Source organism: Lactobacillus sp. ESL0246 (assembly GCF_003692965.1).
GTDB lineage: Bacteria > Bacillota > Bacilli > Lactobacillales > Lactobacillaceae > Lactobacillus.
In genome coordinates, this window is sequence record NZ_REHC01000006.1 from 337877 (window position 1) to 350564 (window position 12688).

Sequence of the window (12688 nt, forward strand, 5' to 3'; positions counted from 1 at the left end):
TTTTAACATAATTTAGATTAATTTGTCTGCTTTTTATTCTATACTAAATTTTCACTTTGAAAAAGAGGGGATAAACGTTGACCAGTATTACAGTTAGGTGTTAAAATCAATGAGCGTAACTATACAGATATGAAACACTTCGATAAGCATGTTTTTGACGTGCCACCGAAACTGTGACAGCGTCACAGTTTTTTTATTGAGGAGTGGAGGAGGAATACTTTTGTCAGAAAAAAGAAGAAACGATATTAGAAATATAGCAATTATAGCTCACGTTGACCATGGTAAAACAACGTTAGTTAATCAACTATTAAAACAATCCGACACTCTCCCTGAACATATGGCTCTGGAAGATCGTGCAATGGATTCAAATGATATTGAGCGTGAGCGTGGTATTACTATTTTGTCAAAAAATACTGCGGTTAAGTTTGGTGATACGACCATTAATATTTTAGATACTCCAGGACACGCTGACTTTGGCGGTGAAGTTGAACGGATTATGCACATGGTTGATGGAGCTTTGCTTTTGGTTGACGCATACGAAGGTACAATGCCACAAACTCGTTTTGTCCTTAAAAAGGCTCTTGAAGCTGGAGTTAAGCCAGTTGTTGTCATTAATAAAATTGATCGTCCAGGTGCTCGTCCTAAGGAAGTTCTTGATGAAGTCCTTGAATTATTTATCGAATTAGGTGCAAATGATGAACAACTTGATTTTCCTGTTGTTTATGCTTCTGCATTAAATGGAACTTCTTCATATGATGAGGATCTTGCAACACAAAAAGAAACTATGGATCCCATTTTTGAAACTATCATAAAATCGATTCCAGCACCACTTGATAATGCAGATGAACCATTGCAATTTCAAATTACTATGCTTGATTGGGATGATTATGTTGGCCGGATAGGCGTTGGTCGTGTTTACCGTGGGCGTGTTAAAGTTGGTGATAATATTACCGTTATGAAGCGGGATGGTTCAACACAAAATTTCCGTGTGACTAAACTATTTGGTTTCTTTGGCTTAAAACGAAACGAAATCAAAGAAGCTACTGCTGGCGATATTATTGCTATTAGTGGAATTAACGATATTTTTGTAGGCGAAACTATTGCTTCTGCTGAAGAACCAGAGGCATTGCCACTTCTAAAAATAGATCCACCAACTTTACAAATGGATTTCGTGGCTAGTGATTCTCCATTTGCTGGTCGCGAAGGTGATAAGGTTACACCTAAAAAGTTAGAAGACCGCTTGATTAGGCAAACTAGAACTGATGTTTCACTCAAAGTTGAGCCAACAGATCAAATCAATGCTTGGACTGTTTCAGGCCGTGGTGAATTACACTTATCAATTTTGGTTGAAGAATTACGTCGTGAGGGCTTTGAATTACAATTGTCTCGTCCAAAAGTAATTTACCGTGAAATTGATGGTGTTATGTCTGAGCCGTTTGAAGCTGTTCAAGTTGATACTCCTGACGAATATGTTGGTTCCGTTATCGATTCTCTTTCACAAAGAAAAGGTGAAATGAAGAATATGGAGTCAACAGGTAATAATCAAACTCGCTTAGACTTTTTAGTTCCTTCACGTGGCCTAATTGGGTATAACAATGAATTTATGTCGCAAACTGGTGGATATGGAATTTTAAACCACAGTTTTGATTCTTATAAACCCGTTGTTAAGAATTGGGAACCCGGTCGACAAAATGGTGCTTTGGTATCAATTAGTCAAGGTAAATCGACAACCTATTCTTTACAAACAGTAGAACAACGTGGAGAACTCTTTATTGGTGCTGGTGTTGAAGTTTATGAGGGAATGATAGTTGGTCAATCTTCTCGTGACCGGGATATTGCAGTAAATGTAATCAAGGGTAAAAATTTAACGAACACTCGTGCAGCTGGTAAAGATCATGCCGCAGCAATTAGAACACCAAAAACGTTAACTTTGGAAGAAGCAATAGAATTCTTAAATGATGATGAGTATTGTGAGGTAACACCTGAATCAATTCGCTTACGAAAGAAAATTTTGAATACATCGGAGCGTCAAAAAGCTGATAAAAAACGCAATCGTAAATAATTTAATTTATTCCAAAAAAGTAATCACTGATGAAGTGGTGCTTTTTTTGTTTTATAATAAGGACAAGTTTTTATTATAAAGGGAGAGCAACTTGTGCGAAAAAAATTACTTCATATAGATTATCAAATTTTGCTACCATATTTATTGTTAGTCGCTTTTGGAATAATTATGGTTTACTCTGCAAGCTCTGATATTTTGCTTGTAAATGGTTTTAAGCCGTCAACTTACGGAATTCGCCAAATGTACTATGCATTTTTTGCGATTTTCATTTTTGCAAATGCAACTTTTGCTTTACGGTTAGATATCTTTAAAAGCCAGAAGTTTGTTATTTGGTTCGTAGCACTTAGCATTGTGATGTTGCTTTATCTAATTTTATTGAAAATTTTCAAAGGATCAGCAGTAGCAGTTAATGGTGCTGTTGGTTGGATTGATTTGAAGATTATTAAAATTCAGCCATTAGAAATTGCTAAATTAGCTTTGGTTATTTATTTGGCATATTTTTTAGATCGTCATGATGGAACTTTTAACCAAGGAAATATTATGAATACATTATCTAGACCAGCAATTTTAGCTGCTGTGATGATGTTTTTGGTTTTGATTGAACCCGATCTTGGTGGTACCGCTATCTTAGCAATGATTGTGATAGTGATGTTTTCACTATCTGGAATTTCAGCTAAAAAAGTAGTATTCTGGTTAATCATTATTGGTATCACGGTTTTCATACTTGTGTATTTAATTATTACGTGGAATCCCAAATTTTTACAAGCAAATTATCAATATCAAAGACTAATGTCATTTTTGCATCCGTTTGAATTAGAACAAAAAGGTGGTGCTCAGTTAGTTAATTCATATTATGCTATTCATAATGGGGGATTATTCGGTGTAGGGTTAGGCAATAGCATGCAAAAAAGAGGTTATTTACCTGAGCCGTATACTGACTTCATATTATCTATCATTGCTGAAGAACTTGGGGTAGTAGGCGCATTGGTTGTTTTAGGATTACTTTTTTATTTAATGTGGCGAATTATGGAAGTTGGAATTCATTCCAGTTCTCAATTTAATTCTTTAATTTGTTTTGGGATTACGACAATTATTTTTACTGAAACTTTATTTAATGTTGGAGCTGTTTTGGGGTTGCTGCCAATTACTGGAGTAACATTACCATTTATTTCCTATGGTGGTTCGTCATTAATTGTTTTATCTATTGCAATTGGATTAGTACTTAATATCTCGGCTAACGAGAAGATTAAGCAAGAGGAGGCGATTAGATGAGTATATGCAAGGATTTAAGTAATACTTCTATAGCTCAAAGACAAGGGTTGATAGTTTATTTTAATTCTGCAAGCAAGCAATATAAACTGAGACGGTATGGAGACATTGTTTATTTTTCTTCTCAAATGGGTTACTGTATTTTATACGTTAATCGAAAAGAGTGTGATGAAGTAATTGCTACACTAGTAAATCTTGATTTTGTTAAACGAGTTGAAAAAGCTTTGAGTGATAGTGTTAATTTGGACACCCCACATATTGAGCAGCAAATCGTTGAATTGGCACATGAGGCTGAGGAAAAGTTACAAGCAAAAGAAAAGAAAAGTTTGGATCAATTATTATGAGAATTATTTCGGGCAAATATGCCAAACGTAATTTATTTACTTTAAAAAGCCAAAAAACTAGACCAACAAGTGACAAGGTTAAAGAATCCCTTTTTAATACTTTAGGCCAATTTTTTAATGGAGGACAAGTGTTAGATCTTTACGCTGGGAGCGGGGCACTAGCGATCGAAGCTGTTTCACGTGGTATGGATCACGCTCAAATTGTTGATATTAATTATCAGGCTGTTGAGATTATTCGAAAAAATATTACATTAACTAAAGAAGAAGATAGGTTTTCTGTTTATAAAATGTCAAGTCAAGCAGCACTAAAAAAATTTGCTCATGATCAACTAAAGTTTGATTTGGTTTTTTTGGATCCCCCCTATGCAAAGCAACACATTATTGCTGACATGAAAAAAATACTTAAATTGCAGTTGTTAAATGACAATGCACTTATTGTTGCAGAAACCGATGATGCAACATTTTTAGAACCTATTTCGGAATTTGCTTTACTAAAAGAACACCATTTAGGGAAGACATTTGTGCGGTTTTATCGGAAGGAGAACTAATGAAAACGGCTCTTTTACCGGGTAGTTTTGACCCGATTACTAATGGTCACGTTGATATTATTAAGCAAGCTGCTAATTTATTTGATAGAGTTGCTGTTTTGATAATGACCAATTCAACTAAGCACTATCTATTTTCTGTTGATGAACGAATGGAATTTGTTCAGGATGCTGTAGGAACAATTGCGAATGTTAGAATTTTAAAAAAACCAGATGAGTTAACGATTAATGCAGCACAAGAATTAAATGCCACGGTAATTGTTCGAGGCGTTAGAAATAGTACTGATTTTTTGTATGAACAGCAAATTGCGGCAATGAATAAAATGTTAGCACCTAATATTGAAACAATTTTACTGTTTACTAAACCTCAGGAAAGTTTTGTTGCTTCCAGCATTATTAAGGAAGTAGCAAGATTTGGTGGAGATGTTACTGCTTTTTTACCCAATAAGGCTGCTAAAGCACTCAAGGAAAAGATGAAAAATATTGATGAATTATAACTACAAAAAGCCAAAAAAACATCGGATTCGTAATTGGTTACTAACGATTTTAATCATAGTTATTGCAATAATTGGCTTAAGTTGGCCAACTAACTACTATATTCAAATGCCAGGAGAAACTATTCAAATTAGTCAATTTGTTAAAAGCAAAAAGCCGGTACCAAATAATTTTTATTTAGTAACTATTAGTGAAACGAGTGATCCCGCCACCGTTTTAGAATACCTTTTGAGCTATACACAAAAGTTTGCAAGTCGCGTTCCAAAAGCTGAAGTGCTGGGTGACACAACTAGCAGTCAATATCAGGAATTACAAAAGTGGTATATGGAAACAAGCCAACAAAATGCTATTTATTGTGCCGCTAAAAAGGCAGGATTAAAGCCTAAACTGCAGTATGAAGGCGTTTATGTAATGGAGGTTCAAAAAAATTCCAGCTTTAAGGGTAAATTACAGATTGGTGATACAGTTCTTGGTGCTAATGGTCATAAGTTTCTGTCGACTGAGGAAATGTTGGCTTATTTTAAAAGGCAAAAAATAGGTTCAAACGTTAATGTTATGATTTTGCGTGAACACAAGCCATATAATATTAGTGGAAAAATTGTCAAAGTTGCTGGAACGAATAAACCAGGAATTGGTATTCAACTGGTAGAACATGTTAAAGTTAGTACTAAACCTAAGCTGAATATAAATGCTGGGGCAATTGGAGGACCTTCAGCTGGATTAATGTTCACTTTGACTAGTTATGAGGTTTTTACTCAAAAGAAACTAGCTACAAGACATAAAATTGCCGGAACTGGAACCGTAAGCCCAAGCGGAAAGGTTGGAGTCATTGGTGGCGTTGATAAAAAAGTGGTTGCAGCTGATAAAGCTGGTGCAGAAGTCTTTTTTGCCCCAACTGATACTTCTATAGTTAAAAAATCAGAGAGTAATTATGTTGTAGCAAAAAAAACAGCGCAAAAAATCGGTACTAAAATGAAGATTGTTCCAATTAGAACAGTTGACGATGCTTTAAATTATTTAAAAAAACATTATTGATAAAAAAGTTCAGAAAATATCTGAGCTTTTTTTCGTACTTAATTTATGGAGGATAGGATAATGGATTGGAAAAAAATCGAAAACCTTTTAATTGAGTACAAGATGTATGTATTTGTTGGTATTATTGTGCTTGGATTTTTTTTATGGTATCAGCATGATATCAGTATACAAAATAATAATCAGTCTGATTTAATCGGCCAAACGAAAAGAGCTGAGCAGAACGCTAAATTAGAAAAGGCAAATACCAAAACTTCTACCGAGTCACAAGCAACAGCAAAATCCCAGGAAGTAACCTGCGATATTTCTGGTGCTATTCGGCATCAAGGAGTTTACACGTTAAAAAAAGGAGCACGATTAGAAGACTTAATTGAAGTAGCAGGTGGAACAACTAAACGGGCTCAATTAAATAATGTAAATCGTGCTTTAATTCTAAAAGACCAAGATAAAATTCATATTCCTTATACTGGTGAAAAAATTAAGCAGGGTGAAATTGTTACTTCTGTTGGGGGACAAGATGGTGCACAAACTACAGAATCAGTTGATACTATAGTGGTGGAAAAAATAGTAAAGTGAATATAAATACTGCAGGCGCTCAGGACTTACAAAAATTAAATGGAATTGGCGAAAAAAAAGCAGCGCAAATAATTGCTTATCGCCAAAAAAACGGTCAATTTAAAAGAATTGAGGATTTAAAAAAAGTGTCAGGAATTGGAGATAAGACTTTTGCGGCTCTTAAAAACCAATTGGAAGTCTGATATTTTAATTCCTGGGTTCCTATTTATTACTTCCTTACTTTTTATTGATTTAAGTTTTTTAATATATCAATGTTCGCAAATAACGCAAAAGGTAGTTTGTTGCTTAATTGGATTATACTTAATTTATTTGCTTTTAAAAAAATATCCAACATTAATGGGAATACTTGAAATCTTTTTGACCTTAGCTATTTTATGTATAGGATTAAACAAAAAGCAAACTAATTTTTCAATTAATGATAATTCAGAAATTAAACTGTATCCCGATCAAATTAAAATCAATGATAATTGGCTCTCTGGAACTGGCCAAATAAAAGGGGGTCACGTTCTTGTTACGGCAACGATTTCAGATAATGAAAAAAAGCAATTAAAATGGGGACATCGGGTTGTTTTATCAAGATTAGATGGTGAGGTAAAACCAATTGAATCGGCTACTAATTATGGACAATTTGATTTAAAAAAATATTATTTGAGCAAAAATATTACACAGCAAGTCAAGTTAAAGAGCTGCCATTTTGTAGTAGAAAAGGGTGGATTAGAAGATTGTTTACATCATTTTCGCTTTGAACTACAGTCTTATTTTAAAGAGATGCCCCAAATATTAAATTTTTTTAGTAGTGAGTTAATTTTGGGAGAAAATCCCAATTCTGATAATCAAGAAATTTTAGATAATTATCGTGATTTAGGAGTTATTCATATTCTAAGCATATCGGGATTACATGTGGGCATCTATACGATGATAATTAGTACTCTTTGCTACATCTTTAAGTTAACAGAAGACGAAGCTTTCTCGTGTTGCCTGATAATATTAGCGATTGGAGTTTTTCTTAGTAACGGTCAAGCTGGGTTTGTTCGTGCTAGTTTAACATTTATTTTAAGTAAACTTTTTAAATTTAAACGGATACCAATTAGTCAGTTTGACTTATTAGGTCTAACCTGTTTATTGCATTTATTAATTGATCCGAGATTAATGATGAAAGTAGGTGCTTTACTAAGCTACGTACTTAGTTTGGGATTAGTAGTTACTGGTAAGTTATCTAATTTTAAACAATCTGTAGCGTTAAATATTTTGTTAGCTCCCCTTTTGCTATGCTTCTTTTTTCAGTTTAATTTATTAACTGTTATTTTTAACCTTTTAATTGTACCTTATTTTAATTTGGTTATTATGCCATTGACATTTTTTAATTTGGTTATATACAAAATTGATCCAGCTTTAAGTGGTTTTTTGGAAATGATTCTAGAATCAGGGGAAAGAGTAATTAGTACCATATCATCTACGAAATTAGGTTTGCTAACCTTTGGGAAAATTAATTGGTGGCAATGTTTACTTTTGCTCATTTTAACGACAGTTTTAATAGCAGATTTAAATGAACCGTGGCTTAAAAAAATTAATCAAAAAAAATTATTGAAAACGATTGGATGGCTTTATTTTGCATTGTTTATTTTGATTCATTTTCCATTAACAGGACAAGTGACATTCATTGATGTTGGACAAGGTGACAGTATTTTGATTACTACACCCTTTCCTAGACGTGTTTATTTAATTGATACTGGTGGTAAACTAAATTTTAGTGGTCGAAAAGTAATACCACAGGTTAACAAGATTACAATTCCATTATTGAAAGCTCAAGGAATTACCCATCTTAATGGGATTTTTGTTACACATCAAGATGCTGATCATGTTGGTGATCTTGGTCCACTTCTTAGTCAAATTCCTGTGCAAAAATTATATGTAGCACAAGGAATTCTTAATAATCCTTCCTTTTGCAGACGAATTGCTGGTCGAGTAGAGCAGAGACAAATAGTACAATTGCTGGCAGGTCAGCAAATTAATGAACCACAAATTAAATTTAATGTTGTTTATCCTTTTAAACCAGGTATAGGAGAGAATAAAGATTGTTTATCATTGACTTTTAAATTGGCTAATAAGAGCTGGTTGTTTACGGGAGACTTGGGTCAAGAAGGCGAACAAGAAATAATGGCTAAATATAACTTGCAGGCAAATTATTTTAAACTAGGACATCACGGAAGCAGGACATCATCTAACCCTGAATTTTTGCACAAATTAGCACCAGAAGTTGTTTTTATTTCAGCTGGACGAAATAACCGCTTTAATCATCCTCACTCAGAAACTTTGACTACTCTTAAAAGACAAGGAATTCCATGGGCGTCAACACAAGATTGTGGAATGATTACGTGGAATTATGGAAAATTTACTAAATCAAGGTTTATTTTCTTCTTAAAAGCAGAAAAAGAAAAGTAAAACTTTGTTATACTAGTTGTTGATTAAGGTTCTGCGCGAATTATCAAAACAATGAAATGCTACTATCAATTGCATAAAATATATAGTAGAAAGGCAAATAATCTTTAGCTATATTCAGCTGGGAATAGTCATAGGCTTTGATGGTAAAATGTGGTACGATTAGCTAGATTTGTAACAATTATAGGGTTCTTATTAATGGTGAGTATTAATGTCTTTACTTTCTATATTTAAAAATTCAAACAAAAATAAGCAACAAACTTTAATTACAGGTGATGATAATTTTTTAAACGATTATTTAGCGCGCTTTTTTACGCATGAGGAGATTTTTTCTAGCTTTGATAAGCTAACGATTGATTGTGAAATAGACAGTCTGGATGAACTTATAGCTGAGTTAACCGAATCAAGCTTGTTCAGTCAAAAAAAAATAATTACAGTAAAAAATCCTTTCTTTTTAACGGCAAAAGTTCCTCAAAAATTTAAAAGACAGTTAGAACAGTTGCAGCAAATTTTTGCTAATATTGATCAACTTGACGATATTGTTGTACTAGTTGCTTCGTATGACAAGCTTGATCGGCGTAAAAAATTAACGAAAACCATTTTAAATAATTTTAACGTAGTTGATACCAAAATTAAAAATTACGAAGTTAGTAAAACAATTCAGGCAATGATCAAATCGGAAGGCTACCAAATTTCCACCTCAGCGTTACATTTATTGCTAGAACGAAGTGATCAAGTTTTAGATACTACTTTAAGTAATTTTAATAAATTGAAAGCACTTGCAAATGATGGCAAAATTACTATAGAAGAAATTGAAAAAAATATTGATTTGTCATTAGCACAAAATGTTTTTTCTATTATGGAAACAGCATTAAATCATGATTACCGAGAAGCAATTGAGCGATTAGAGAACCAGTTACGTGAGGGAAGCAATCCCATTCAGTTGCTTGCGGTTTTTGAGAATCAACTAGAATTAATTTTAGTAGTTAAAATTTTAAAGAAGCGTGGCAGAAGTGAATCTGAAATAGCTAAATTATTAGGTATTCACCCTTATAGAGTTAAAGTAGCCTTGAGGAATCAATTGACTATTTCTAAATTGGAAATCTTACTAAAAAGAGCAATTGAATTAGACTTTAATTATAAAAACGGTCGTTATCGAGAAAGTGATTTTCTAAAACTGTTTATTTTAAGTGTATAAAAAAACAAGAATGAATATTCATTCTTGTTTTTTTACTATTGTCAATAAAAATTTATTTTGCTAATTTAGCTAAACGACTCTTATCACGACTAGCCTTGTTCTTATGAATAAGACCCTTTGACGCAGCTTTGTCCAAAGCACGGGCAGCAGCAATATGTAATTCGGAGGCGTTTTCGGCATCTGCTGCTTGAGCAGTCTTAAACTTCTTAATAGCAGTTCTCAACTGATTCATTTGAGCGGCGTTGCGCTTTCTCGCATCACCTTGTGTTTTGACACGCTTAATAGCTGATTTGATTTGTGGCATAAAATTCACCTCCATTACTAGTAAATTCACTTAGTAAATTATACTGAAGAATAATTCTAGATGCAAGCTAATTTATACTTGCATTTTAAAAAAATAATCTGTATTATACTATTGTTGTGAACCGTTAACGCTGTTTGCACGCTCACACCTGACGGTTAACGTTGTTAACGGCAATTATTTAGTGAAAGGTGAAAAATATTTATGGCAATTTCAAAAGCAGAAAAAGATGAAATTATCAAAAAATTTGCAACTCATGAAGGAGATACTGGTTCAACAGAAGTGCAAGTTGCAATATTAACTACAGATATTAACAATTTAACTGAGCATATGCGTAATCATTCACACGATCACCATTCATATGTTGGTTTGTTAAAGAAAATTGGTCATCGGCGTAACTTGCTTCGTTACTTGCAAGAAAACGACATTAATCGTTATCGCGAGTTAATTAAGAAATTAGGTTTGCGTCGCTAGTTGCAAAATATTTAAAAGTCAGTCCCATGTGGGCTGGCTTTTTGTTTTTGTCATCTACTTTTTTATGCTAAAATAAAAAAGATATCTTTTACGTTGTGATCAAAGCGATCCATAAATGACAACTGAATAAAAATAATGGCTTTTTACATGTAATAGAAAAGGAAATATGATGACTGAACAAATTAAAATAATGATTTTGAGTGGTGTTCGTGAGCAAGGCAAGGATATGTTCGCCATTCAGGTTAATGATGAAATTTATGTTTTAGATGCTGGACTTAAGTATCCCGATAGCACCTTATTTGGAATCGATGTGGTCATTCCAGATCTTGATTTTTTTGAGCAATATGGCGACCAAGTAGTTGGCATCTTTTTAACACATGGACACGCTGATTCAATTGGTGCACTGCCGTATATTTTACGTGAGTATGATATCCCTGTTTTTGGATCACAATTAACAATTGAACTAGCCAAAATAAAGGTCAAGCGTGAAAATAAGCGAATTAAGAATAGTCTGTTTCATGTTATTGATGCTGATACAGAAATTGAGTTTAAAAATTCTAATATTTCGTTTTTTCAAACAACCCATTCAATTCCGGATTCGCTAGGAGTTGATGTGCACACGTCAGCAGGTGAAATCGTTTATACTGGTGATTTCAAATTTGATCCCACGGCATCGCCTAAATATCGGACCAATTTAGATAGATTAGCCGAAATTTCCCAAAAAAATGTTTTGGCACTTTTAAGTGATTCATCTAATGCTGAAGCATCATTTTCAAATGTTTCTGAACAAGAAATTGGTGACTATGTAACAAATGTTTTTCGTAATGCCAAAGGACGTGTCATTGTTGCTGCCAAGGCATCTAATCTAATTCGTATTCAAGAAGTTTTAAATGCAGCTCATAAAACTGGTAAGCGTGTTTTATTGACTGGACGTGATGTTGCTAAAATAGTTCGTACAGCGATGGGACTCGGGTATTTAAAAGTACCTAAGGGATTATTAATGCGTGTGAAAGATTTAAAAAGCACACCTGATAAGCAAACTGTCATTCTTGAAACGGGGCAAATGGGTGAACCATTAAATTCTTTGCAAAAGATGGCTAAGAAGAAGCATAGTATGATTACTATTCATGAAGGTGATCTTGTGTTTATTGCTACTACACCATCGCATGCAGTTGAGACGATATTGGCTCAAACTAGCGATATGGTTTATCATGCCGGTGGAACAGTTATTGAACTTGGTCGAGCTAAGCATACAAGCGGTCATGCAACTGGTCCGGATTTACAACTACTTCTTGGGATATTAAAGCCTAAGTTTTTATTTCCAGTAATTGGTGAATATCGTTTGCTTGAAGTTCATCGTGATTTAGCAATTCAAGTGGGAATGAAGAAAGAAAATATCTTTATTTCTAAAAATGGTGATTGTTTTAATTATGATTTCAATCAAAATCATTTTTATCTAACTGATCCGGTTCCCGGTGAAGATACAATGATTGATGGGTCTGGAATTGGTGATGTTGGCAATATTGTTTTGCGGGATCGCGAAGTTCTATCTGATGATGGGATTTTTATTGCTGTTGTAACCATTGATCGAAGAAAAAAGAAAATTATTGCGCAACCTCAAGTTACTAGTCGTGGATTTGTTTATATCAAGGCTAATCGGCAGCTGATGCATGATAGTATTGAACTAATTAAAGAGACAATTAATAACAACTTTGAACACAAAAAATTTGATTGGACTGAAATTAAGCAAGATGTTAGAAATGATCTTGAAAAGTTTTTGTATAAAAAGACAAATCGAAGACCAGTAGTTTTACCTGTGGTAATGGAGGTTAACCAAAATCGACACCGTGCAATGCAAAAACGCAACAACAAAAATGAGACGGATAATGGTAATACGCATCGACCAGTTGATGTCCAAAAGACGGGGCAAAGAATTGTCAAGAAAGATTAATT

At 33.6% G+C, this 12688-nt stretch carries 11 protein-coding genes and 1 pseudogene; 11 read left to right on the plus strand and 1 reads right to left on the minus strand.

The features are described from left to right. Window positions 1–220 precede the first annotated feature (220 nt). From typA to holA, 9 genes and pseudogenes are all read left to right on the plus strand, one after another. Window positions 221–2062: a translational GTPase TypA gene (typA, locus tag F5ESL0246_RS03430; protein WP_122018116.1), complete on the plus strand. Its 1842-nt coding sequence runs from the start codon at window positions 221–223 to the stop codon at window positions 2060–2062. A gap of 93 nt (window positions 2063–2155) precedes the next feature. Continuing rightward, window positions 2156–3334 (plus strand): FtsW/RodA/SpoVE family cell cycle protein, encoded by a 1179-nt coding sequence (locus F5ESL0246_RS03435; protein ID WP_122018117.1) that lies wholly within the window; start codon window positions 2156–2158, stop codon window positions 3332–3334. Then, entirely contained in the window at window positions 3331–3675 is a 345-nt protein-coding gene (locus F5ESL0246_RS03440; protein ID WP_122018118.1) for a YlbG family protein, read from the plus strand. The genes F5ESL0246_RS03435 and F5ESL0246_RS03440 overlap by 4 nt, the downstream gene beginning before the upstream one ends. Next, the gene (gene rsmD / locus F5ESL0246_RS03445; protein ID WP_122018119.1) at window positions 3672–4223 is read left to right on the plus strand and encodes a 16S rRNA (guanine(966)-N(2))-methyltransferase RsmD; all 552 of its coding nucleotides are present in this window, start codon (window positions 3672–3674) and stop codon (window positions 4221–4223) included. The genes F5ESL0246_RS03440 and rsmD overlap by 4 nt, the downstream gene beginning before the upstream one ends. Beyond that, window positions 4223–4717 carry a pantetheine-phosphate adenylyltransferase gene (coaD, locus tag F5ESL0246_RS03450; protein WP_122018120.1) on the plus strand — a complete coding sequence of 165 codons (495 nt, stop codon included), beginning with the start codon at window positions 4223–4225 and terminating at the stop codon, window positions 4715–4717. Before rsmD ends, coaD begins: the two co-directional genes overlap by 1 nt. After that, window positions 4707–5750 (plus strand): SepM family pheromone-processing serine protease, encoded by a 1044-nt coding sequence (locus F5ESL0246_RS03455; RefSeq protein ID WP_122018121.1) that lies wholly within the window; start codon window positions 4707–4709, stop codon window positions 5748–5750. The genes coaD and F5ESL0246_RS03455 overlap by 11 nt, the downstream gene beginning before the upstream one ends. 60 nt (window positions 5751–5810) lie before the next feature. Beyond that, a pseudogene (locus F5ESL0246_RS03460) lies at window positions 5811–6505 on the plus strand (helix-hairpin-helix domain-containing protein). Further along, window positions 6474–8765 (plus strand): DNA internalization-related competence protein ComEC/Rec2, encoded by a 2292-nt coding sequence (locus F5ESL0246_RS03465; protein WP_122018122.1) that lies wholly within the window; start codon window positions 6474–6476, stop codon window positions 8763–8765. Before F5ESL0246_RS03460 ends, F5ESL0246_RS03465 begins: the two are co-directional and overlap by 32 nt. Before the next feature lie 208 nt (window positions 8766–8973). Beyond that, a complete protein-coding gene (gene holA / locus F5ESL0246_RS03470; RefSeq protein WP_122018123.1) occupies window positions 8974–9960 on the plus strand; it encodes a DNA polymerase III subunit delta in 987 nt (328 codons plus the stop codon). 52 nt (window positions 9961–10012) lie between these two features. Here the strand turns inward: holA and rpsT are convergent, their stop codons facing one another. Then, window positions 10013–10264: a 30S ribosomal protein S20 gene (gene rpsT / locus F5ESL0246_RS03475; RefSeq protein WP_122018124.1), complete on the minus strand. Its 252-nt coding sequence runs from the start codon at window positions 10262–10264 to the stop codon at window positions 10013–10015. Window positions 10265–10465: 201 nt separating this feature from the next. On the opposite strand from rpsT, the gene rpsO reads away from it, so the two are divergent. Both rpsO and F5ESL0246_RS03485 read left to right on the plus strand, forming a co-directional pair. Further along, the gene (gene rpsO / locus F5ESL0246_RS03480) at window positions 10466–10735 is read left to right on the plus strand and encodes a 30S ribosomal protein S15 (RefSeq protein WP_122018125.1); all 270 of its coding nucleotides are present in this window, start codon (window positions 10466–10468) and stop codon (window positions 10733–10735) included. Between the two features lie 169 nt (window positions 10736–10904). After that, complete coding sequence (locus tag F5ESL0246_RS03485) at window positions 10905–12686, plus strand: ribonuclease J (RefSeq protein WP_122018126.1); 1782 nt, start codon at window positions 10905–10907, stop codon at window positions 12684–12686. Window positions 12687–12688: the final 2 nt, after the last annotated feature.